Annotated in this window: 22 protein-coding genes and 1 pseudogene; 9 read left to right on the top strand and 14 right to left on the bottom strand. The window is 63.7% G+C overall.

Annotated elements, in window-relative coordinates; genetic code table 11:
• Positions 1–22: 22 nt before the first annotated feature.
• From BMF89_RS12770 to BMF89_RS12750, 5 genes are read right to left on the bottom strand one after another with little or no spacing between them, the layout of a single operon-like run.
• A complete protein-coding gene (locus BMF89_RS12770) occupies positions 23–1,387 on the bottom strand; it encodes an aldehyde dehydrogenase family protein (RefSeq protein WP_078107481.1) in 1,365 nt (454 codons plus the stop codon).
• Positions 1,384–2,178: a gamma-glutamyl-gamma-aminobutyrate hydrolase family protein gene (locus BMF89_RS12765; RefSeq protein ID WP_078107480.1), complete on the bottom strand. Its 795-nt coding sequence runs from the start codon at positions 2,176–2,178 to the stop codon at positions 1,384–1,386. Before BMF89_RS12765 ends, BMF89_RS12770 begins: the two co-directional genes overlap by 4 nt.
• A 4-nt stretch (positions 2,179–2,182) precedes the next feature.
• Positions 2,183–3,595, bottom strand: a complete 1,413-nt coding sequence (locus BMF89_RS12760) for a glutamine synthetase family protein (RefSeq protein ID WP_290439676.1) — start codon at positions 3,593–3,595, stop codon at positions 2,183–2,185.
• Complete coding sequence (locus BMF89_RS12755) at positions 3,592–4,326, bottom strand: FCD domain-containing protein (RefSeq protein WP_078107478.1); 735 nt, start codon at positions 4,324–4,326, stop codon at positions 3,592–3,594. Before BMF89_RS12755 ends, BMF89_RS12760 begins: the two co-directional genes overlap by 4 nt.
• Before the next feature lie 57 nt (positions 4,327–4,383).
• A complete protein-coding gene (locus BMF89_RS12750; RefSeq protein WP_078107477.1) occupies positions 4,384–5,928 on the bottom strand; it encodes an amino acid permease in 1,545 nt (514 codons plus the stop codon).
• Between the two features lie 136 nt (positions 5,929–6,064).
• On the opposite strand from BMF89_RS12750, the gene BMF89_RS12745 reads away from it, so the two are divergent.
• The 3 genes from BMF89_RS12745 (at position 6,065) to purM (ending at position 9,287) form a co-directional block, all read left to right on the top strand.
• Positions 6,065–6,448: a hypothetical protein gene (locus tag BMF89_RS12745; RefSeq protein WP_253190809.1), complete on the top strand. Its 384-nt coding sequence runs from the start codon at positions 6,065–6,067 to the stop codon at positions 6,446–6,448.
• A gap of 62 nt (positions 6,449–6,510) precedes the next feature.
• On the top strand, positions 6,511–8,130 hold the full coding sequence (gene purF, locus BMF89_RS12740) for an amidophosphoribosyltransferase (RefSeq protein ID WP_078107476.1): 1,620 nt from the start codon (positions 6,511–6,513) through the stop codon (positions 8,128–8,130).
• The gene (purM, locus tag BMF89_RS12735) at positions 8,127–9,287 is read left to right on the top strand and encodes a phosphoribosylformylglycinamidine cyclo-ligase (protein WP_078107475.1); all 1,161 of its coding nucleotides are present in this window, start codon (positions 8,127–8,129) and stop codon (positions 9,285–9,287) included. Before purF ends, purM begins: the two co-directional genes overlap by 4 nt.
• A gap of 71 nt (positions 9,288–9,358) precedes the next feature.
• On the opposite strand, the gene BMF89_RS12730 is transcribed toward purM, so the two are convergent.
• From BMF89_RS12730 to BMF89_RS12700, 7 genes are all read right to left on the bottom strand, one after another.
• Positions 9,359–10,144, bottom strand: coding sequence for a VOC family protein (locus BMF89_RS12730; protein ID WP_171983478.1), 786 nt, complete (start codon positions 10,142–10,144; stop codon positions 9,359–9,361).
• 135 nt (positions 10,145–10,279) lie between these two features.
• Positions 10,280–11,260 carry a TIGR03086 family metal-binding protein gene (locus BMF89_RS12725; RefSeq protein ID WP_078107474.1) on the bottom strand — a complete coding sequence of 327 codons (981 nt, stop codon included), beginning with the start codon at positions 11,258–11,260 and terminating at the stop codon, positions 10,280–10,282.
• Entirely contained in the window at positions 11,257–11,586 is a 330-nt protein-coding gene (locus BMF89_RS12720; protein WP_078107473.1) for a metalloregulator ArsR/SmtB family transcription factor, read from the bottom strand. Before BMF89_RS12720 ends, BMF89_RS12725 begins: the two co-directional genes overlap by 4 nt.
• Before the next feature lie 64 nt (positions 11,587–11,650).
• Complete coding sequence (locus BMF89_RS12715; RefSeq protein WP_078107472.1) at positions 11,651–12,451, bottom strand: amino acid ABC transporter ATP-binding protein; 801 nt, start codon at positions 12,449–12,451, stop codon at positions 11,651–11,653.
• On the bottom strand, positions 12,448–13,404 hold the full coding sequence (locus BMF89_RS12710; protein ID WP_078107471.1) for an amino acid ABC transporter permease: 957 nt from the start codon (positions 13,402–13,404) through the stop codon (positions 12,448–12,450). The genes BMF89_RS12715 and BMF89_RS12710 overlap by 4 nt, the downstream gene beginning before the upstream one ends.
• Positions 13,401–14,360, bottom strand: a complete 960-nt coding sequence (locus BMF89_RS12705; protein ID WP_078107470.1) for an ABC transporter substrate-binding protein — start codon at positions 14,358–14,360, stop codon at positions 13,401–13,403. The genes BMF89_RS12710 and BMF89_RS12705 overlap by 4 nt, the downstream gene beginning before the upstream one ends.
• Positions 14,332–15,366, bottom strand: a complete 1,035-nt coding sequence (locus BMF89_RS12700; RefSeq protein WP_078107469.1) for a succinylglutamate desuccinylase/aspartoacylase family protein — start codon at positions 15,364–15,366, stop codon at positions 14,332–14,334. Before BMF89_RS12700 ends, BMF89_RS12705 begins: the two co-directional genes overlap by 29 nt.
• 112 nt (positions 15,367–15,478) lie before the next feature.
• Between BMF89_RS12700 and BMF89_RS12695 the strand changes: the two genes are divergently transcribed.
• Positions 15,479–16,105 (top strand): GntR family transcriptional regulator, encoded by a 627-nt coding sequence (locus BMF89_RS12695; RefSeq protein WP_171983477.1) that lies wholly within the window; start codon positions 15,479–15,481, stop codon positions 16,103–16,105.
• A 155-nt stretch (positions 16,106–16,260) separates the two neighbouring features.
• Here the strand turns inward: BMF89_RS12695 and BMF89_RS12690 are convergent, their stop codons facing one another.
• On the bottom strand, positions 16,261–16,494 hold the full coding sequence (locus BMF89_RS12690; RefSeq protein WP_028265518.1) for a DUF3073 domain-containing protein: 234 nt from the start codon (positions 16,492–16,494) through the stop codon (positions 16,261–16,263).
• Between the two features lie 221 nt (positions 16,495–16,715).
• Here BMF89_RS12690 and BMF89_RS12685 point away from each other — a divergent pair, with 221 nt between their 5' ends.
• Positions 16,716–17,336, top strand: a complete 621-nt coding sequence (locus BMF89_RS12685; RefSeq protein WP_078107467.1) for a septum formation family protein — start codon at positions 16,716–16,718, stop codon at positions 17,334–17,336.
• Here BMF89_RS12685 and clpB read toward each other — a convergent pair whose 3' ends face one another.
• Positions 17,337–20,006 carry an ATP-dependent chaperone ClpB gene (clpB, locus tag BMF89_RS12680; protein WP_078107466.1) on the bottom strand — a complete coding sequence of 890 codons (2,670 nt, stop codon included), beginning with the start codon at positions 20,004–20,006 and terminating at the stop codon, positions 17,337–17,339.
• Positions 20,007–20,248: 242 nt separating this feature from the next.
• Here clpB and BMF89_RS12675 point away from each other — a divergent pair, with 242 nt between their 5' ends.
• The 4 genes and pseudogenes from BMF89_RS12675 to BMF89_RS12660 all read left to right on the top strand — a co-directional run.
• Positions 20,249–20,716 (top strand): SRPBCC family protein, encoded by a 468-nt coding sequence (locus BMF89_RS12675; protein ID WP_078107465.1) that lies wholly within the window; start codon positions 20,249–20,251, stop codon positions 20,714–20,716.
• Positions 20,717–20,732: 16 nt separating this feature from the next.
• Positions 20,733–21,602: a DUF4031 domain-containing protein gene (locus BMF89_RS12670; RefSeq protein ID WP_078107464.1), complete on the top strand. Its 870-nt coding sequence runs from the start codon at positions 20,733–20,735 to the stop codon at positions 21,600–21,602.
• Complete coding sequence (locus BMF89_RS12665) at positions 21,599–22,378, top strand: 2-phosphosulfolactate phosphatase (protein ID WP_078107463.1); 780 nt, start codon at positions 21,599–21,601, stop codon at positions 22,376–22,378. Before BMF89_RS12670 ends, BMF89_RS12665 begins: the two co-directional genes overlap by 4 nt.
• 94 nt (positions 22,379–22,472) lie before the next feature.
• Positions 22,473–22,607 (top strand): annotated as a pseudogene (locus BMF89_RS12660) (ATP-binding cassette domain-containing protein); the annotation flags it as partial.
• Positions 22,608–22,630 lie beyond the last annotated feature (23 nt).

Raw genomic sequence — 22,630 nt, 5'->3', positions numbered from 1 at the left:
GGGGCTTCCAAAGTTGGTGGGTTCAGTGCGCGATGAAGACGTTCTTCACTTCGCTGAAGGAATCGAGCGCGTCAGGGCCTAGTTCGCGGCCCAGGCCCGATTGCTTGAAGCCGCCGAACGGCGTCGAATATCGGACTGAAGAGTGCGAGTTCACCGAGAGGTTTCCGGCATCCACTCCGCGGGCCACGCGCAAGGCCCGGCCAATGTCTTGGGTCCAGATGGATCCGGAGAGGCCGTATTCGGTGTCATTGGCAATCCGTACGGCGCCCGCCTCGTCGTTGAAGGGAACGACGACGACGACGGGTCCGAAGATCTCCTCACGCACAGCCGGATCGTCTAACGAGTCGGGCGCCAGGACCGTGGGCGGGAACCAGAATCCCGGCCCTTCCGGCACCTCGCCTTGGAAGGCTATGGGAGCTCCCGAGGGCACAAATCCTGCGACGGTTTCCCTTTGCCGGGCGGAAATCAAAGGCCCCATGACGGTACTTTCATCCGCCGGGTCGCCGACTTTGACAGCCCGAACAGCGGGCTCCAAGAGCTCCAAGAAGCTGTCATAGGCCGATCTTTCCACCAGGATCCGGGACCTGGCACAGCAGTCCTGTCCGGCGTTGTCGAACGCGCCGCCGGGAGCGGCCGCAGCAGCGGCCTCAAGGTCGGCGTCGGCGAACACGATGTTCGCGCTCTTGCCACCCAACTCGAGCGTCACGCGCTTCACTTGGTCAGCACAACCGGCCATGATCTGCTTGCCAACCCCGGTTGACCCGGTAAAGACGACCTTTCGCACCGCTGGGTGGGTGACGAATCGCGCCCCCACTACGGAGCCCTTCCCGGGGATGATCGTCAGGACGCCGTCGGGCAGGCCGGCCTCGCGCGCCAGCTCACCCAGCCTCATCGCCGTCAGCGGCGTAAGTTCCGCGGGCTTGAGTACCACCGTGTTGCCTGCCGCGAGCGCCGGCGCGAAGCCCCACGCCGCGATCGGCATGGGAAAGTTCCACGGCACAATGATGCCAACCACGCCCAGCGGCTCGTGGAAGGTCACATCGAGGCCTCCGGCAACCGGGATCTGCCGCCCGAAGTGCCGCTCAGGAGCCGCCGAGTAGTAGCTGATGACGTCGCGCGCATTGCCCGCTTCCCAGCGGGCGTTGCCGATCGTATGCCCCGCGTTGCGGACTTCCAATTGTGCGAGGTTCTCCAGATCGGCGTCGACGGCGGCCGCGAACCGGCGCAGGAGCAGTGCCCGGTCCGACGGCGACACTTTCCGCCAGGTCTCAAAGGCGGCGGCCGCGCGGGCAATCAGCGCGTTCGTTTCGGCGAGGGATGCCAGTTCTACGGTTCGAAGGAATTCTTCGGTGGCCGGATTGATGATGTCAAAAGTCGTGGCACTCACGCCCAGCTCTTTTCTGTCGCTGTGGTTTCCGTCGAGGGATCGAGGAGCTCAACGTAAAGCTCGCCCTCCCGGTACCTTCTGGCTGCGTCAATGAATCCTTCAAAGAGGCGCAAGTCGGAAGGATTTTGCTCAGGATGAAACTGAACGCCCAACGCCCAACTTCCCTGGGTGGACTCGACGGCTTCCACCGTGCCGTCAGCCGCGCGCGCCGTGACGCAAAGACCGTCAGCCACCCGGTCCAGAATCTGGTGGTGGTAGACCGGCGCCGATGCCTTTTCGCCTAGTAGTTGCGCGCTGATGCTGCCCGGCCGTGTATCGAACTCAACCTCCCCGTAGACTCCGGGAGCAGGTTGGTAGTTGGCCTCCGGCAGCACGTCAGGCACATGTTGGATGAGGTTTCCGCCCAAGGCCACGTTGAGGATTTGAGCACCGCGGCAGATCGCAAAGAGCGGAATGCCCTTCTCCAATGCGGCCAGCGTCAACGCGATGTCGTGCTCGTCCCGCGCGGGCTGGCTGCGAGTGCTTGGGTGGGGCTCGGCGTCGTAATTTCCGGGGTCGACGTCGGCGCCTCCCACCACGATCAGGCCATCGACGAGGTCAAGGACGGAAGTATCGGTGCCGATGGGCGGCAGCAGGAGAGGGGTGCCGCCTGCCGCCACCACGGCTTCCAAATACGTTGCCGGCAGCACTGCTGCACGCGCGTCCCAAATCCCCCATTTTGCGTTCTGAAGGTAGGTAGTGAGGGCGATGCGAGGAGGCCGGTTTGAACCTGGAGCTTGCGCCTGGATCATCGCTCTACAGCCTTTCGAAGCCGCGGCGGAGCTCCCAGTCCGTGATGGCGGACTCAAAAGCTGCCAGTTCGACGTCGGCGTAGTTCACGTAGTGCCGCACTACTTCCTCGCCGAAGACTTCCTTGGCGATCACGGAGTTGGCGAACAGGTCCCGCGCTTCCCGCATCGTCGTCGGAACGGTGGGAGCGCCCGAGGTGTAGGCGTTGCCGGTGGTTGCCGGTTCGAGTTCGAGCTCATTTTCGATTCCGTAAAGCCCGCCGGCGAGCATGGCCGACAACGCCAGATACGGGTTGACGTCGCCCCCGGGCAGCCGGTTCTCCAGCCGCGCGCTCTGCCCATGCCCCACAAGGCGCACCGAGCAGGTGCGGTTGTCGAGGCCCCAGGCCACCGCCGTCGGAGCGAACGAGCCTTTGACGAACCGCTTGTAGGAGTTGATGTTGGGAGCGTAGAAGAGCGTGAATTCCCGCATCGTGGCCAGCACGCCGGCAATGAAGTGATCGTAGGTCTTGGTGCGGGCGCCGGTGGCCTTGTCCCAGAAGACCAGCCCATCGTCGAGCCCGCGAAGGGAGAGGTGGATGTGGCAGGAATTGCCCTCGCGTTCGTTGGGCTTGGCCATGAAAGTAATGGATTGGCCCATGTCATGGGCAATGTCCTTGGCCGCCGTCTTGTACACGGAATGGTTGTCCGCCGTGGTGACCACCTCGTCGTACTTGAACGCGATCTCGTGCTGGCCGAAGTTGCATTCACCCTTGGCTGATTCCACGGTCATGCCCGCTGCGTACATCTCGTTCCGGATCCGGCGGAGGAGGGGTTCCACGCGGCCGGATCCCAAGAGCGAGTAATCCACGTTGTATTGATTGGCCGGCGTGAGGTGCTTGTAGTCGAGGTCCCATGCTTGCTCGTACGAGTCGTTGTAGATCACAAACTCAAGCTCGGTTCCGGCGAGTGCCTTCCAACCGCGCTCGGCCGCCTTGGCCGTCTGGCGCTTGAGCATGGCGCGGGGTGAAACGGAGACCGGAGTGCCGTCGGTCATGGACAGATCGCACTGGATCAGCGCACTCCCCTCGCGGTAGGGAAGGACACGGATGGTGTCCAAATCCATGTCGAAGAGCATGTCTCCATAGCCCTTTTCCCACGAGGAAATGTCATAGCCATCCACGGTGTTCATTTCGGTGTCCACGGCGAGGAGGTAATTGCAGCCCTCGGTGCCATGCTCCAGCACGGAATCCAGGAAGAATTGCGCGTGGAGTAGCTTGCCCTGAAGCCTGCCCTGCATGTCGGTGAAGCCGAGAATCACGGTGTCTATGGCGCCGTCGCCGATCTGAGCCTTGAGTTGCTCAACGGTGAGCATTCGGTCATTGCGAGGGTGGGCGGTGGTTTTCACGGTGTTCGAAATGTCGTTCATGGTGCTGCTCATTTCAGTAGTCCCTTGAGTAGTGCGGCAGTGGACTCGCAATGCAATTCCATGACGCTCCGGGCCGCTGCAGGCTCCCCGTCGAGGATGGCCTGCACTATCAATCGATGTTCTTGGTTTGAATGTTCGATGTTCCGCTGCAGGAAGGGGATTTCCGCCAGGAACTCGTGGATCTTTGTCTGGATGGTGGTGCTGGCTTTATTGAGTTCGGACGACCCCGCAACAGCGGAGAAAGCCAGGTGAAGGCGGGCGTCCGCTTGCCTGTATTCCACCGGGGAACCCGCGTTTTCAACCTCCGCCAGGGAATCGGTCAGAAGCCGCCGCTGATCCTCGCTGAGCCGCATCGAAGCCGCCCGCTGGCAGGCTCCCGGTTCGATCACCGAGCGGAAGATGAGGATGTCGCTCATTTCCTCCTGCCGGTCCTTGTTGTCGAGTCGCTCCGGCGGCCGGGCGTTGCCGACCGGTTCCACGATGGTTCCGCCGCCCCTCCCACGGACGGTCGTGACGAAGCCCGCGGCGCGCAACGCGCTGATCGCTTCCCGCAGCGTGGCCCGGGAGACCTGCATGCGCTCGGCCAAGTCGCGCTCGGGCGGGAGACGCTCGCCGGTTTTGAAGATCCCCAACTGGATTGCCGATCCCAAGTGCTCGACGCATGACTCGAAGGCCATGTGTCCGCGCACAGGAAGCAAGACCGTCTCCAGCAGGGGCGATTCAATCGGTTCGGCGAACAACATGGTGGCCTTCCTTGGTGGGAGGCCGCCGGCGAGAACCGCGGCGGCCCGCGTGTGTTGCTAGTTGAGCAGCTTATCGGCGTCGATCGTCAGGTGCTCCTGTTCGGCACTCGTCATGAACGTCCGGCGCCCCGTGGTGTACCAAAGCACGGTGGCAAGGAGGAACACGACCACGACGGCGATCGGCGCGTAGTTGAACGTGTCGATGGTGATGTCTGCGACGGGCGGAAGAACGAAGAGGATCACGATGACGGCGACCCACACAATGGCTATCCAGTTGATGATGGGACTCCATTTTCCGAGGTGCCACGGGCCTGGTACGAAGTTCTTGTTGAGCCTGCGCAGTAACACCGGGGTGATGTACGCGATGTAGAGGCCGATGACGGCGACGCTCGTCACGGCAAAGTACGCGGTGGTGTTGAACAGTGCGGGTGAAGCGAGCACGATCGCGCAGCCCACGCAGAGCCAGATGGAATTTGTGGGTGTGCCGCTCCGGGCGTTGACTTTGGCCCAGATACGGGAGCCTGGCAGTGCATTGTCGCGGGAGAAAGCGTAGGTCATGCGTGAGTTGGCGGTCACTGACGCCATGCCACAGAAGAACTGCGCGCCCACCACGATGGCGAGCAGGAATTTCGCTACGCCAGGGTTGCCAAGTGCATCCAGGAAAATCTGTGCCGGCGGCAAGCCGGTTGGCGTGGCACCTAGGGTGGTCAGACCCTCCTCTGAGCCGTTCGGGATCGCCGCGACGAGTGAGTAGAGCAGAATCCAGCCGCCAATAATGGAGATGACCACGCTCATGACAATCCCCTTGGGAGCAGCGATGGCTGCGTTCTTGGTCTCTTCGGCAACGTGGGCCGAAGCATCGTAGCCGGTGTAGGTGTACTGCGACATGAGCAGGCCCATGAGGAAGACGTACGGTCCGAAGGTGAAGCCGGTTTCGTTGTGCCATGCCGTCATCGTCCAGTCGAAGGACTGGTGGCTCGTGGGCATGATCCACAGCGCTGCCACGATGATCGCGACGCCCACAATGTGCCACCAGGCGGAGACATTGGACAGGAAACTGACAATCTTGACGCCGAAACTGTTGAGCAGGGCGTGGATGATCATCAGGACAACGAACAGCGCGAACGTACCGCCAGCGGTGGGCTCGACGCCGAAGGTGAGCGCCGCGAAAGCCATCATTGTTGTGGCGCAGCCAAAGTCGATTGCCGCCGTGACGGCCACTTCCCCGAGGAAATTGAACCAACCGACGTACCAGGCCCAGGCCCGCTTGTTGCGTTTGGCGAGCCTGCCGGCCCAGAAATAGAGGCCACCGGCGGTCGGGTATCGCGAACAAACCTCGGCCATGGAAAGTGCCACGCACAGGACCAGGAGGCCAACGATCGGCCAACCCACATTGATGGCAGCCGGACCGCCGGACTTGAGCGCAATGCTGAAGGAGGTAATGCAGCCAGCCAAGATCGAAATGATGGAAAACGAGACTGCGAAGTTGGAGAAGCCGGACATGCCGCGATGTAGCTCTTGCTTGTAGCCAAGCTCGGCGAGGGCCGCAGCATCTGCGTCTTGCACAGCCTGCACCTTCGCTGCCGTAGAACGATCACTCATGATTATTCTCTTTCTAAACGGAAGGGGGGAACGGGCCGACACCGCTCGCATCGATAGTGACCCACTTCACACCAATCTGTCAATGGTCTGACTTCAGACCACAAACCAACCTCCTCGGAACGGTAAGCTGGAAGGCATGGTTTCTGAGGGCGCGAACGCCGACGGCACATCGCAAAACAGCACGTCACGCAACAGCCCGGCACGCAACGCCGCGGCAGACAACGGCACTCCGGAACGCCGCGGGATCACGGTCCGGCGCGCACCGAAGTTCGTTCCCTTCATGGGCCTGGGCGGGGTGCTCGGCATCATCGTTGCCGCATTCGTTGCCTACGGGATCCCCGGCGACGAGAGTTTCGACACCGGGGCGGTCTTCGGGTTCTTCCTTGTCTCTTTTGCCGCTGGAGGCGTTCTGCTCGGTGCCATCGCAGCCCTCGTGCTCGACAAGGTCAGCGTGCGGCGTTCCCGTCGCGCCGTCGTCGAGTCCGTACCCGACGGCACAGAGGACGACGCCGAGGGATAGGATCCCGGTCACAATGCCGCGTGAGGGAAAGTACCACGCCAACATCATGCGACAATTGACCAGTGGCACGTGGCGACGGAAAACTTTCTCATGATCTTCTCCCCGACGAAAAAGGACCTCAGGACGCTTGTGGCGTCTTCGGGGTCTGGGCGCCGGGCGAAGAAGTAGCAAAACTCACCTATTACGGGCTGTATGCGTTGCAGCACCGCGGACAAGAATCGGCTGGTATTGCTACCAGTGATGGCAAGCGCATCAATGTCTACAAGGACATGGGCCTCGTGTCCCAGGTCTTCGACGAGACAACCCTGAACACCCTCACCGGGCACCTTGCCGTCGGCCACTGCCGCTACTCCACCACCGGAGCAAGCCACTGGGCAAACGCGCAGCCCACCCTGGGCGCAACCGCCACCGGCACCGTTGCCCTCGCGCACAACGGCAACCTGACTAACACCGCTGAGCTCCGGGAAATGATCCTCGAGCTCAACGGCGGTCAGCTGACCGGCGAAATGAAGCAGGGCAACACCTCGGACACCGCCCTGGTCACCGCCCTCCTCGAAGGCGAAGAGGGCAAGACCCTCGAACAAACCGCGCTTGAGCTGCTTCCCAAGATCCGGGGCGGCTTCTGCTTCGTGTTCATGGACGAAGGCACCCTCTACGCTGCCCGGGACACCTTCGGCATCCGGCCCTTGTGCCTTGGCCGCCTCGAGCGCGGTTGGGTTGTCGCCTCGGAGCAGTCGGCCTTGGCAACCGTCGGCGCGAGTTTCATCCGCGAGATCGAGCCCGGCGAGTTCATCGCCATCGACGAGAACGGCGTCCGTTCCCAGCGTTTCGCGGAAGCGACGCCGGCCGGTTGCGTTTTCGAGTACGTCTACCTTGCGCGCCCCGACGCTTCGATTGCCGGACGCTCCGTGTACGAGTCCCGCGTGGAGATGGGCCGCCAGTTGGCCCGCGAAAACACCCAGGTAGCGGACATCGTCATCCCGGTACCTGAGTCCGGAACTCCGGCGGCAGTGGGCTACGCCGAGGAATCCGGCATCCCGTTCGCGCACGGCTTCGTCAAGAACTCCTATGTGGGCCGCACGTTCATCCAGCCCTCCCAGACCCTGCGCCAGCTCGGCATCCGGCTCAAACTCAACGCCCTTGAGTCCGTCATCCGCGGCAAGCGTGTGGTGGTAGTGGATGACTCGATCGTCCGCGGCAACACCCAGCGCGCCATCGTCCGGATGCTCCGCGAGGCCGGCGCGGCAGCCGTCCACATCAAGATCTCCTCCCCGCCCGTCCAGTGGCCCTGCTTCTACGGCATCGACTTCGCGTCCCGCGCAGAACTGATCGCCAACGGTGCCACCATCGAGGAAATCTCCCAGGCCATTGGAGCGGATTCGCTGGCCTACATTTCCGAAGACGGCATGATCGGCGCCACCCAGCAGCCGCGGGAACGCCTCTGCACCGCCTGCTTCACCGGCCAGTACCCCATCGCACTTCCGGGTTCGGACAAACTGGGCAAGAACCTCCTGGAGCGCACCGACCTCGGCGGGCTGCCGACGTCGGGCATCTCCGCCGAAGCCGCGACCGCGGACTCGGACGACCCGGCCAACAAGCCCGGCGCCACGGGCTGCGACCCCGGACCCGACGCCGAGTTTGAGAACCTGCTGACCGACGCCGATAAGAAAGAGTCTGTATGACCTCCGCATCCTCCGCCGCTGAGAACACAACCGGCATCACCTACGCGTCCGCCGGCGTCGACGTCGAAGCGGGCGACCGCGCCGTCGAACTCATGAAGGACGCCGTCAAGGCGACCCACAACAGCTCAGTGCTCGGCGGCGTCGGCGGTTTCGCCGGCCTGTACGACGTCTCGAAGCTGCTCACCTACAAGAAGCCGCTGCTCGCCACGTCCACCGACGGCGTCGGCACCAAGGTTGCCATCGCCCAGGCCATGGACATCCACGACACCATCGGCTTCGACCTGGTCGGCATGGTGGTGGACGACATCGTCGTGGTCGGCGCCGAGCCGCTCTTCATGACCGACTACATCGCGTGCGGCAAGGTTGTCCCCGAGCGCATCGCGGACATCGTCCGCGGCATCGCGGCCGCTTGTTCCGTGGCAGGCACTGCCTTGGTGGGCGGCGAAACCGCTGAGCACCCGGGCCTGCTGGGTGAGCACGAGTACGACGTCGCCGGTGCAGCTACCGGTGTTGTCGAAGCCGACGCCCTGCTTGGCCCGGACCGTGTCCGCGCCGGCGACGTCGTGATCGGCATGGCATCCTCCGGCCTGCACTCCAACGGCTACTCCTTGGTCCGCCGCGTGATCAACCACGCCGGCTGGGCACTCGATCGCCAGGTCTCCGAACTCGGCCGCACCCTGGGCGAAGAACTGCTGGAGCCCACCCGCGTCTACGCCGCCGACTGCCTGGACCTCGCCCGCGCGTTCCCGGTCAGCGGCCTGGGTACTGCGCCCGGCGCCGTGCACGGCTTCAGCCACGTCACCGGCGGCGGCCTCGCGGCCAACCTTGCCCGCGTCCTGCCTCAAGGCCTCGTGGCCACGGTTGACCGCGCCACGTGGGAACTGCCGGCCATCTTCAAGCTGGTCTCCGAGCTCGGCAATGTGCCGCTGGCCGACCTTGAGCGCACGCTCAACCTCGGCGTCGGCATGGTGGCCATCGTTTCCCCCGAAATCGCCGACGCCGCCGTGGCGCGCCTCAATGAGCGCGGCTTGCCGTCGTGGGTCATGGGTACCGTGGCTGCGGACTCCGACTCGATTATCAAGAGCGGCCCGGACTACGTCCAGGGCGCCAAGGGCGTCGACGGCGGCGCCGTGCGCCTCGTGAACACCTATGCATAACGGTTCTTAATGCAAACGAGTGCCCACCCCCTTGCCGATCCGGCAGTCGGGTGGGCACTCTTGTTTAGGGCTTAGTTGCTTTCTGCGGCCATGACGCTGAAGGCGGCTCCGGCGGGATCGCCAAGGACTGCCATGCGGCCGACACCGGGGACATCGAAGGCCGGCGCGAAGACCTGGGCCCCGAGCTCGACGGCCTTCGCTACGGATTCGTTCACGTCCGCAACATAGAAGTAGGTCATCCAGAACGGCGGCATACCCTCCACAGGCTGCTTCATGGCGCCGCCTACGGACTTCCCGTCCACCACGAACTGGGTGTATTCCTGCAGATCTCCGGCCGCGGCCGTCTCGCTGGCGCATCCCGTCACGGATTCATAGAAGGCCACGGCCTTGGGGACGTCGTTTGTCTGCAGTTCATTCCAGACCACCGTGCCGGGTTCATTGACCAACCCGGCGCCATGGTGGTTTCCGGCCTCCCAGAAGCCGATCTGCGCACCCGTGGGATCGGCGGCGAAGAACATCCGCCCGCTCCCGTTGGGGACGCTGTCCGGCGGGAAGAGGACGTTGCCGCCCGCCGCCGTCACGCGCTCAGCGGCCTCATCGACCGAATCGACGGCGAGGTAGTTGGCCCAAAAGGACGGCGCCCCTGCCGCAGCCATGTCCGGCATCTGCTGCATCATGCCCGCTACGTAGCGGTCCTGCAGCTTGGCCATGTAGTAGGTCATGCCGTTGCCGGCATCCATCGAGTCCAATTCCCAGCCGAACAGATCTCCATAGAAGGCCTTGGAAGCCTCGATGTCCGACGACGACAGGTCCACCCAACACGGAGTTCCCTGCTTGTAGCTATCAACCTGCGGCATTGCTATCCCTTCGTTGAATAGCCGGCTTGCGCCGGCGGATACCACGTTCAAAGTAGTACGGGGGTCCGACACTGACAACAGCCGGCGCCGGCGGATCCCCGTTTACGGCAGACCCCTTCGGCTCTGGCGGGGCCCTTATGCGTGAACAGTCCGGCCGGTGAACGCGACCAGGCGCTCCAGGCTGGATGCCGTCTCGGCGACTTCCCGGGCCGGGGCGAAGCTGCCGCTCGCGCGGACCTGCTCGCTGATGGTGTTCTGCGCGAGGACCTCGACGTAATCGGTCAGCTCATCTGCCACCGAGACCTCAAGGCCCAGGGCCTTGGAGAAGTCCCACGCGTGGACCAGGAACTCGAGGTTGAGGATCGAGGCGACCATCGTGGCCGGCAGTTCGGCGAAGCCCATGTCGATGGTGCCTTCAAGGCCGCGGCGGTAGAAGGCTTCGAGCGCGGGCTGCGCAAGGTCGGCGATGCGCACTTCAGGCGACTTGCCGGCGTCGTCGGCTACTTCGGCGCCCAGGGCCTTGGCGATGCCTGCAATCGATCCGGCGAGGTGGTCAAGCAACTGCGACACGTTGAAATCGGCGCACGGGGTCTGGGTCTGCGCGTCGGTTTCCGTGACGTGCGCCAGCACGCGCTGCACAATGGCAAGCGTGGCGTCCGCGGAGGTGAGCTCGTTGAGATCGGCGGGGGCTGCGGCCCATTCGTCGGCACCTGCGTCGCCCGCGGAGGCGGCAGCGAGGAGACGGTCGAGGTAGTGGTTCCAACCCTCGGAGTGGCCCGCAAGGGCTTCCGCCGTCGGCAGTCCTTCGTGCACCAGACGCACCGTGGTCCCGCCGTCGGCCGGCTCAAGGGTGATGGCTACGGTGGAGACGTTGTCCGCCGGCGCTTCGGGCTGCTCCCAGGCCCAGGTGAAGACGACGCGCTTGCCGGGCTCGATTTCGGTGAACGTTCCGGCCGCGTGGTGACCCGGGGTGATGGTCCAGCGGTATTCGCCGCCTACCTTCAGGTCGACGCGTGCCGCAACGGTCTGCCAGCGGCGGAGGCGTGCGGGCTGCGTGATGAGTTCGAACGCCTGGTCGACGTTGAGGGGAAGAAGAACGGTCTTGTCGTAAATCATGGTGATTCCTCTGATGTTTGAAGGCGGTCGGTGGTGAAGTTTTGTGCGTCCGCGAGGAGCATGTCCAGCTCAGCGGTCCAGAACTGCTCAAAAAGCATCCGGAGTTCTCTCATGCCGCCGTGATCCAAGCGGTAGTAGCGGTTGCGTCCCTCTTTGCGGGCCGCAACGAGGCCTACCTGCTCCAGCAGCAACAAATGCTGCGAGACGGCGGATCTGCTTACCGTGAATTCGCCAGCCAGCTCCGTCACGGTCCGCTCGCCCGCCGCAAGCAGGTGCAACAGACGCCGCCTGTTCGGTTCCGCGGCAACTTCCAGTGGGTCGAGCATGGTTAACACGTTAGCCGCCACTAACGCATTATGTCAACGGCTTTCGAGAGCGCACTATCGACGCTTACAGAACCGCGGACAAGAACGCCCTGGTCCGCTCATGCTGCGGGTTGCCGATGACCTCTTCGGCGGGACCCTCCTCGATGATCCGGCCGCCGTGCATGAACACCACGCGATCCGCCACGTCGCGGGCGAAGCCCATTTCGTGCGTCACGACAATCATGGTCATTCCCGTCCGGGCCAGGTCCTTCATGACCCTGAGGACTTCCCCCACCAGCTCCGGATCCAGCGCCGACGTCGGCTCGTCAAACAGCATCAGCTTCGGCTGCATGCACAGGGCCCGGGCAATCGCCACCCGCTGTTGCTGCCCGCCCGAGAGGTGCCGCGGATACGCATCAGCCTTCTCCGAAAGGCCCACTCTTTCCAGCAAATCCAACGCCCGACGGCGGACATCCGCCTTGCGCTGCTTGAGCACCCTGAGCGGGGCCTCCATCAGGTTCTCCAGCACGGTCATGTGCGGGAAGAGGTTGAAGTGCTGGAAGACCATCCCGATATCAGTGCGATCGGCGCAGATTTCGTTATGGGACTGTTCGTGGAGCTTGTCTCCTTTGATCCGGTAGCCCACTGCCCTGTCCCCTACCCACAACAGCCCGCCGTCGATCTTTTCCAAGTGGTTCACGCACCGCAGGAAGGTACTTTTCCCGGAGCCGGAGGCGCCGATCAGGCAGACCACTTCGCCGCTTTGGACGTGGAGATCGATTCCCTTGAGAACCTCGTTGTCGCCGAAACTCTTGCGGACGCCTTCCGCGCGCACCAGCGGAAGCGCCTCCGGTGCCTTCCGGCTTTCCTTCGTGTCGATCGTCATGACTGCTTGCCCTTTCCTGCACCTTTATTCCCGAAGGACTGCGTGGAGTGAACCCTGAAGAACTTCCGCAACCGCTCGGCGGCTGTCGGCGGGACGGAACGGGAGGTTCCCCGGGCGAAATGCCGCTCCAGGTAGCCTTGGCCCACCGTGAAAACCGTGGTGACGACGATGTACCAGATGCTGGCCACCAAGAGCAGCGGAACAACCTGCAGGTTCTTCGAGTAGATGATCTGGGCGGAGTACAGGAGCTCGGGGACGGCCAGGACACTGACGAGCGACGTCATCTTGAGCATGCCGATGAACTCATTGCCCGTAGGCGGGATGATGACGCGCATGGCTTGCGGCAGGATCACCCGGGCGAGGGTCTGGATGCGGGACATGCCGAGGGCACCCGCAGCTTCGCCTTGGCCTTGGTCGATGGACTGGATGCCTGCCCGGACGATCTCCGACATGTAGGCAGCTTCGTTGAGGCCCAGGCCAAGGATCGCCGCTGCGAGGGGTGTGATGATCTGGTTGGCGTCGAGGCTGACGCCGGGGATACCAAAGGTGATCTCCGGATACAGCGCCGACAAGTTGAACCAGAACAACAGCTGCACCAGGACCGGCGTGCCACGGAAGATCGTCACGTAAGCGCTTGCTGAAGCCTTGACCACGGGGTTTGCCGAAAGCTGCATGACCGCAAGCACCACGCCAAGCCCCACCCCGGCTGCCATGCAGACAACCGTGAGGAACAGGGTGATGCCGATTCCATTGACGATCGCGACGTCGCGGAAATACAAGGCCACCTTGTCCCAGCCGAAACGGGGATTGCTCACCGCGGAAACAAGGAGCAAGATCACGACGGCGCCTACCGCAGCGCCAGCGACCCATCGCCACGGGTGCCTCGCCGAGACCACGGTGAACTGTCCGCGGTCCGTTGTTCCAATCTTGGGGACGGTGATCACGTTGCTCATTTCGCACCACTCGCGTCCACGGCATCCGCGCTGATGGTCACCGAGTCCGGGATTCCGTACTTCGCATTGATCGCCTTGTACGTGTCGCCAGCGATCAGCGCCCTGACGGCCGCGACGATCGCCTTGGTCAGCGGCGAGCCCTTGGGCATGGCGATACCCACCGGGGTCGGTTCGAAGTCCTGGTTGCCGGCGAGCTCGAAAGCGCCGCCGGAAAGCTTGCTCGCATAGCCCATGCCGACGAGACCCGAAAGGACACTGTCCACACGGCCGGAGATGAGGGCCAGGTTGGCTTCGTTCTGGGACGGAAACAGCTGGATGTCAATCGGCGCCCTGCCGGCGTCAACGCACTGCTTCGAAAACGCCGGAAGGGTCTCTATCCCTTGCGTGGTTCCCTTTTCGCCACCCACTTTGGTGCCGCACAGCTTCATCGCATCGAGGGCCAGCTTCTTGGGGTTGCCGGCCTTGACGGCAAGGCCGGAGCCGCTGCTTTGGTAGGAGGCGAAATCGGCATTCATCTTACGCTCGGCCGTGACGTTGAAACCCGAGATCCCGACGTCGTACTTGTTGGAGCTCACGCCCGGGAGGATGGTATCGAAGGTCGCGGGAACCATCTTGACTTCGAGACCCAATGTCTCGCCGACGGCTTTCGCAAAGTCCGCGTCCCAGCCGACAACCGTCTTGCTGTCAGCTGCATAGAACTCATAAGGCGCGAAGGTAGGGTCGGTGCCGACCACCAGCGTTCCCTTGGCCTTCACGTCCGGGGGCAAGAGATTCGCGGCGGAGCGGTTGAAAGGCGCCGCCGGAATCGCGGCGTCCTTGCCGGGAATCGAACTGGCGGCGGCTTCCTTGCCGGCGTCGAGTGACGCTGTGGTGCAGCCGCTGAGTCCGACGGCGGCGGCCAGCAGCAGGGCGGGTGTGGAGATGTATCTACGACGGTTCATGATTGCCTTTCGCATAGCTTGTTCCGTGGTCAACGGCGATGTTGACCACGGTGGTGCCGATATTGACGAGGGCGGGATGCCGAACGATTGCGACCACCCCGTCAATGGGTGAAATGAAGTCTTTTGGCGGACGCTCGAGTTCTTCCACTGAGTGAACGCGGGCCACGAGCTCTCCGGCCATGACCTTCTGGCCAAGTTCCACGACCGGTTCAAGGATGCCTGCCATCGTGGAATGGACGGCGGACTGGGCCGTGAGTTCGACCCACTGGATCGGATCTCCTGTGCCCGAAAGGCCGGGGTCCTTGAACACGCCCCAGTGGCCAAGCAGCGAACGAAGTCCGGTCCTCGCCCTGTTGAGGATCGGCAGGGATACGGTTCCCCTGCCACCGAGTTCGGTCGAGATCATCGGCACGCCGGCCTGATCGGCCGCGCCGCTGATGGAGCCCGCCTTGAGCATGGGCTTCACCACCACGGAATACGCGGCATTGAACGCGGTGACCGCCGCCACCTTCGCAGCCGATAGCTCCGGCGTCGGTCCTTGGTAGACGAACGCAGACGGCACATACTCCGAGGCGATCCCCCCGGAATGGATGTCCATCACAAAGTCGGCCATGGGGATGAGTTCCCGGGCCACGATCGAAGCGATCTGCAGTGCCGGTCCGCCGTCGGCGCGGCCCGGGAGGGCGCGGTTGAGATTGACCCGGTCCACGCTGGAAACACGTCTTCCTTCCCGGACAGCAGGGATGTTGAGGGCAGGCAGGATGATCAGTCTTCCGGTCACCTCATCGGGGTTCAAGGTGCGGATGAGTTCCTGGAGCAGGATCTGGCCTTCATATTCGTCACCGTGCGTGCCGGCGATCAGGAGGACCGTTGGGCCGTCCCCACCACTCAGGACCGCGATCGGCGAAGGGATGACAGCGGCGTCATTCTCATTGTCCGAATGTTCGATTTCCAGGTAACCCAACTGCTTGCCGACGGCGGCAAAATCGATGCCGGGTATGCGAGGAATGTGCAGGCTCATAGGGCAACTTTCAGAAAGGTTGGTAGGATTGGATTCACTGTATACAGTGAATCCTGTGATGTAAAGCACGTAGGATTGAGCGAGTTTTGATACCGAAAAGGGGATGAGGCGAATGGCCGCGCAAGCTGCCAAGGGGATGAGGCCGCTGAGCGAGCACGTCTACGACAGGATCAGCAATGAAATTGTCAACGGAGTGGTCGAGCCTGGTGCTCCCCTGGTCCAGGAACAGCTGGCCGAAGAATACGGCGTGTCCCGGACGCCGGTCCGCGACGCCCTGAACCGCTTAGTGCACGAAGGACTCGCCACTTTGGTCCCGGGCTCCGGGTATTTTGCGACGACGCTGACCCGTTCAGCCGTCGAGGAGGTCTATGAGGTGCGCAAAGCCCTCGAGATCATGGCCATCAGGCAGTGTGGGGCAAAATACACCAACCTTCAGCTTGCGCGGCTTGAGTTGCTTATCGCCGAGGGTTCGGCCAGCGCGGACCCGGAGGAACTCTTCACCGCTACGCGGGCGTTCCATTTGGGCCTGGCGGCACCCGCGCCCAACGGATTCCTGCTGAAAACGCTCGAATCGGTCTGGGACAACCCCGTTCAACGGCTCATCAGCCGCTCGTATCCCTTGGACGACGCCAAGCTTGGGCGCGTGGCGGACGCCCACCGGAAGATCCTGGCCGCAGCGCGCGCCAACGACCTCGAAACACTGATTCCCTTGCTGGATCTGTGCCACGAGAAGGACTGACCAGCAAAAGGGAACGAAAAAGCCCGTAGGGCGCGCCAATCAAGGCGCGCCCTACGGGCTCGATCGTTTTGGGTGGCATCCGGGGATGCCAAATGACTTCGTGTACGACGGCGGTACGCAACTCGATGCCGAAAGGCACCTGATTGTTGCTACAGCTATCCGATACGGCGGGTGTCTACCTCGTCGTCATCGTCTTCCAAGTCCTGTGCGTACTTGTCCTCGTAAGCCGAGTAGTCCGGCTCCGGCGGATCATCCGCGAATCGGCTCGTCGCACGACTTGATGGCCCGGTCAGCTCGCGCTGAAGGGCCGAATAGTCAGTGTTCGGGGAGTAGTACTTAATGTCCCGAGCCTGCTTGGTAGCTTTTGCCTTTTGACGGCCGCGCCCCATGGCGTGACCCCCTTTTGTACTTGGACCGGAGGTGGTCACCTTGGCTATCGGTGAGGCCCCGGAATGTTTGGTCAATTTGTCGTATGTCTAGATTACATGCTTTCGGGAGCTGCTGCTTGCCATGACCGTCGCGAAAGCGGCGCCACCGTTCCACCTGGCAGCATCACCGTTCGTTGGCATGAAAAACTTGGGTAGAGTCGCCCTAATATCGGGCCGCACGCATGAAAGGCGCAAACTCAGACATGGGCCAGGACAACACCCACCAGGGCAACAACGGTACAGGCGACGAGGAGTCGTCGGCAGACCCTGGTTCCCCCCTGCGGAGCGCCCTGGACTCCATCACGAAGTATCGGCTCATCATCGGCGGCATTGTGCTGGGCGTACTGATCCTCATAGGCGTGGTGATCTGGATCCTCGTTGGAGTCCTGGCCAATCATCCGGCAGCCGTTTCCACCCCCGGACCGGCAGCGTCCACCAGCCGCGGCCCCCTCCCGGCGGACGTCGAGGCAAAGGATTACCAGCTGGGCGATTGCTTCGCTGATTTCGACTCCAGTGCCACCACGTCCAAAGTAGTGGACTGCACCACCGACCATTCGGCCCAGCTGGGTGCCATCTTCCGGTACAAGGCTGAGGACAGTTTCCCCGGCGCCAATGCCTTGCGTGACAAAGGCCGCGAAATCTGCCGTGATGTGATGCTCAACGAAGCCTCCACCAAGTACGCACTCCTGCAGCAGAACGTGTACCCGAGCGCCACCAGCTGGGACAACGGTGACCGTCGCGTGGACTGCTTCATCGTGGTCAACTCGGGAAACACGCTCAAGGAATCCGTGCTGCAGAAGTAGTCAGTCCTTCCGCCTCACTGTCAGGCCGCTGCCCACTGGCGCTCCGCCGTCGGGACCCGTCAAAGCTTCGAGCCCCTTGATGGTGAGCTCGTCGAAGTCGGCCGCGGTGTCCACCAGGACCGTGTCGCCGTCCGCGATCTCTCCGGCGAGGATCTCCCTGGCCAGGCGGTCGCCGATCTCGCGTTGTACCAGCCGTCGCAATGGACGGGCGCCGTACGCGGGATCGTAACCGGACATCGCGAGCCAGGCACGGGCGCCGTCACTGACCTGGAGGGTGAGCCGACGGTCGTGCAGCCGCTTGGTCAGCTCGTCCACGTGCAGCTCGACGATCCTGGCGAGCTCGTCCACGCTGAGCGGATCGAACAGCACAATCTCATCGAGCCTATTGAGGAACTCCGGCTTGAAGGACGAGTTGACCACGGCCATGACCGCGTTTCGCTTCGCCGTGGGGTCCAGCGTTGGATCCACAAGGAACTGGCTGCCCGAGTTGGAGGTCAACACCAGGATGGTGTTCCGGAAGTCCACGGTGCGGCCCTGCCCGTCCGTGAGGCGGCCGTCGTCGAGCACTTGCAGGAGGATGTCGAACACCTCGGGGTGGGCTTTCTCCACCTCGTCGAGCAGGATGACGGAGTACGGTCGACGGCGGACCGCTTCAGTGAGCTGGCCGCCCTCCTCGTAGCCCACGTATCCGGGAGGGGCGCCGACCAGCCGGGCTACGGAGTGCTTCTCCCCGTACTCGGACATGTCGATCCGCACCATCGCACGTTCGTCGTCGAACAGGAAGTCGGCAAGTGCCTTGGCGAGCTCGGTTTTACCGACGCCGGTGGGGCCCAGGAACAGGAACGAACCCGTGGGACGGTTGGGGTCGCTGATGCCCGCACGGGCGCGGCGGACGGCGTCGGAGACGGCGGCCACCGCCTTGGACTGGCCGATCAACCGCTTTCCGAGTTCCTCTTCCATGTGCAGCAGCTTCTGGGATTCGCCCTGCAGCATGCGGCCGGCGGGGATTCCGGTCCAGGCCGAAATGACCTCGGCGATATCGTCCGCCGTGACTTCCTCCGCGACCATCAGGGCGGGCTTCGCTTCGCCGCGCGCTTCCCGGGCGGACTCTTCCTCGGCTGCCGCACTGAGCTCGCGCTCCAATGCGGGTAGTTCGCCATAGAGAATGCGTGAGGCAGCCTCAAGGTCGCCTTCACGCTGGTGTTTTTCAGCGGCCGAACGAAGTTCGTCGATTTTCGCCTTGAGGTCGCCGACACGGTTGAGCCCGGCCTTCTCGGCTTCCCAACGGGCGTTTAGCGCCCCAAGGGCTTCCTTCTTGTCCGCCTTGTCCGCACGGAGCGCAGCGAGGCGTTCGATGGAGGCCGCATCGGTCTCGCGTTCGAGGGCCAGTTCCTCCATGGTGAGACGATCCACGGCACGGCGAAGCTGGTCGATTTCCTCGGGAGCGGAGTCGATTTCCATGCGCAGCCGGGACGCGGCCTCGTCCACGAGGTCGATCGCCTTGTCCGGCAACTGGCGGCCCGAGATGTAGCGGTTGGAGAGCGTGGCCGCGGCCACGAGGGCGGAGTCCGCGATGGCTACCTTGTGGTGGGCCTCGTAGCGTTCCTTGAGGCCGCGGAGGATGCCGATGGTGTCCTCGACGCTCGGTTCGCCGACGTAAACCTGCTGAAAGCGGCGTTCCAGTGCGGGGTCCTTCTCGACATTCTCACGGTACTCGTCCAGCGTGGTGGCGCCGATGAGGCGCAACTCGCCGCGGGCCAGCATGGGCTTGAGCATGTTCCCTGCGTCCATGGCGCTTTCACCGGTGGCACCGGCTCCCACCACAGTATGGATTTCGTCGATGAACGTGACGATCTGCCCGCTGGAGTTCTTGATCTCCTCCAGCACGGCCTTGAGCCGTTCCTCGAATTCACCGCGGTACTTCGCGCCGGCCACCATGGATGCGAGGTCCAAGGCGATGAGGGTCTTGCCCCGCAGGCTTTCCGGCACGTCACCTGCCACGATGCGCTGGGCGAGCCCTTCCACGACGGCGGTCTTGCCGACGCCGGGTTCACCGATCAGCACGGGGTTGTTCTTGGTGCGGCGGCTCAGGACCTGGACGACCCGCCGGATTTCGCTGTCGCGCCCGATCACGGGATCCAGCTTGCCGGAGCGCGCGACCGCCGTGAGGTCCGTGCCGTATTTCTCGAGCGCTTGGAAGGTGTTTTCCGGGTCCTGCGAGGTGACTTTCCGGTCGCCACGGACACCCGGCAGGGCGGCGAGGAGCGCTTCGTGGGAGGCGCCGGCGTCGCGCAGTAGCTTCCCTACGGCGTCGCTCCCGGCAGAGAGACCCAAGAGGAGGTGCTCAGTGGACACGAACGAGTCTCCGAGTTTCTCGGCCTCGTTCTGGGCGGCCTGGATGGCCTGCATGGAAGGACGGGAAAGCTGCGCTTGCTGCACGGAACTGCCCGACGACGACGGCAGGGCCTTGATGGCCGAACTCGCCTGTACGCTCACGGCATCCGGGTCCGCTCCAGTGGCGCGCAAAAGCGCCACGGCGACGCCCTCGCGCTGGTCCATGAGCGCCTTGAGCAAGTGGGCTGGCTCCAGTTGCGGATTTCCGGCGGTGGAGGCGTTCATGGCCGCCGCAGAAAGAGCCTCCTGGCTCTTGGTGGTGAATTTGACGTCCATGGAAGAGCTCCTCTCGGGAAGACGACTGTTTCTCAAAGTTGAGTCTACTATGCTCAACTTTGACGAATCATCCTCCTGCTCCATGTTTGCCGACGGCGAAACCCCTGTCCATAGCCCCGCCCGCTTATTCCGGCGCGGCGTCCCCCGCCGCGTCGAAATCGCGGGTCCGGGCCGTGAGCTGCGTGCCGGGACGCAGCTCCCGGCCCGCACCCACGCTCCCGACAAAGCCGTACGATATGCACATGGCACCCTTCACAGTCACTCGCAATGCGCTGATCCCCGCCACGCCCTCGGACATCTTCCCCTTCGTCAACAACTTCCACGAGTGGACCAAATGGTCTCCGTGGGAGGCGGTCGACCCCCAGCTGAGCCGCAGCTACTCGGGCAACGAATCCGGCGTCGGAGCCAAGTATGCCTGGAGCGGCAACAACAAGGCCGGCACCGGGACCATGGAAATCGTCGGCTCGGAGGAGCCAGGCAAGATCGACATCCGCCTCGAATTCACCAAGCCAATGAAGGCCGTCAACCCCACGGGGTTCACGTTCGTGCCCGAAGGGGACGGTACCCGCGTCACCTGGACAATGGCCGGTGAGAACAAAGGCCTCGGCAAAATCTTCGCCCTGTTCATGAACATGGAAAAGATGGTGGGCGGCGACTTTGAAAAAGGCCTGGCCGCGCTCTCGGCGGTAGCCACCCGGAAAAACTCCTAGTTCCCAGGCGCCGGCCATGGCTGTCTACGTCGATCCGCCTCTGTGGCCCGCGCACGGGACCGTGTTTTCGCACCTCGTCTCGGACACGTCGCTCGAGGAACTGCATGCCTTCGCCGACGCAGCGGGGATTCCCGAGCGCGCCTTTGACGGCGACCATTACGACGTCCCGGAACGCCGCTACCAGGACCTCTTGTCCGCAGGCGCCATTCCTGTGGAGGCGCGCATTCTTGTGCGGAAACTGATCGCGAGCGGCTTGCGGATTCCTGCCCGCCAACGCAGCGTGTCGCTCACAGTGCCCTTGCTTGAGCGCTGGAATTCGACGCTTCCGGGGCATGAGGAGCTGGGTTTTGAGCTCCTCGAACGCTGGGGCGAGGACCATCGGAAGTACCACAGCCGCACGCATTTGCTGGCGGTCCTGGAAGCCCTTGACCTCCTCAGCGAACCCAGAACGCCTGCGCACTCGGTGACTTTGGCCGCTTGGTTCCACGACGCCGTCTACGAGGGAATCGCCGGGCAGGACGAAGAGCAATCAGCCAGGCTGGCCGAGGACCGCTTGGCCATTGCGGGCCTTCCCGGGCCAGTGATCGATGACGTTGCCCGGCTGGTCAGGCTGACCTCCACCCACAGCCCCGAACCGGGAGACCACGCCGGCGCCCTCTTGTGCGACGCCGATCTGTCCGTCCTCGGCGCCGAACCCGCGGCATACGCCCGCTACCTGGCCGCCGTCCGCGAGGACTACGCCCACGTCAGCGATGCCGACTTCGCCGCAGGCCGGGCCGCCGTCGTCCGCCAACTGCTTGCCCTGGACCCGCTCTTCCACAGCGAACGAGCGAAGAGCCTGTGGCTGGACGCCGCCCGCCGCAACCTGGAGGCCGAACTGTCATGACCATGGCGGGGACGGTGCACCGGCAGCTTCCGTTCACCGTGAGGTTTGAGTGGGGGTTCGACGGCGCCCGTTCCATTGCGTCCGGGGCGGACCTCGCCGTCGTGGTTGACATCCTTTCTTTCACCACCTGTGTCAGCGTCGCCGTCGATCGTGGTGCCGTGGTTTTCCCGTACCCGTGGAAGGACGCCGGGGCCGAAGATTTCGCCGCCCACCACGATGCCCAGCTGGCTGGTCCGCGAGGCGGCGGTGGACTGAGCCTCTCGCCGTCGAGCCTGCGGGACGCGCGGAACTTGAGCCGGGTCGTCCTGCCTTCACCCAACGGGTCTTCCATCGCATATGGTCTCGCCCGGGAAATCCCGCTCATCGCAGCCGTCTCACTTCGCAACGCAGCGGCCACCGCGGATTGGGTGGCATCCGAACTACCCCCGGATGCGGTGGTGGCGGTGATCGCGGCCGGCGAGCTCTGGCCCAGCCGTTCGCTCCGGCCCGCCGTGGAGGATCAGATCGGGGCCGGCGCCTTCATTGCCGGGCTCGCTGCCGCAGGGCGAGGCGGCTTCACCCCGGAAGACGGAAAGCAAGGCTTCGCTCCGGAGGCCGAGGCCGCGATGGCGGTCTACAACGCTGCCGAACCCAGGCTCCATGACGTTCTGCGAGGCTGCTCCAGCGGCCGTGAGTTGATCGGCGCAGGGTACGCGGACGACGTCGAGATCGCCGCAGAACTCGACGCCGGGACCACCGTGGCCCTGTTGAGGGACGGCGCGTTCCGGCGTCCTTGAGTCCTTGCTCGGCGATCTCACCGATCTCTTCGAACAGAGCGCCGCGGACGGAACGCCGATCCGCGTGCGTGCCATCGAAAAGTCCTACAAGGAACTGCGCGTGCTCCGCGGCGTGGACTTCGACGTGGAACCGGGCACCATCTTCGCCCTTCTTGGCTCCAACGGAGCAGGAAAGACCACGATGGTGAAAATCCTGTCCACACTACTGAGCCCGGACGCCGGTTCTGCTCGGAAGGCGCGGGGCCGAAGGCG

The sequence above is a fragment of the Arthrobacter sp. SRS-W-1-2016 genome (assembly GCF_002009585.1).
GTDB classification, from domain to species: Bacteria; Actinomycetota; Actinomycetes; order Actinomycetales; family Micrococcaceae; genus Arthrobacter; species Arthrobacter bambusae_A.
This window is presented reverse-complemented; position numbering and strand designations above follow the sequence as displayed.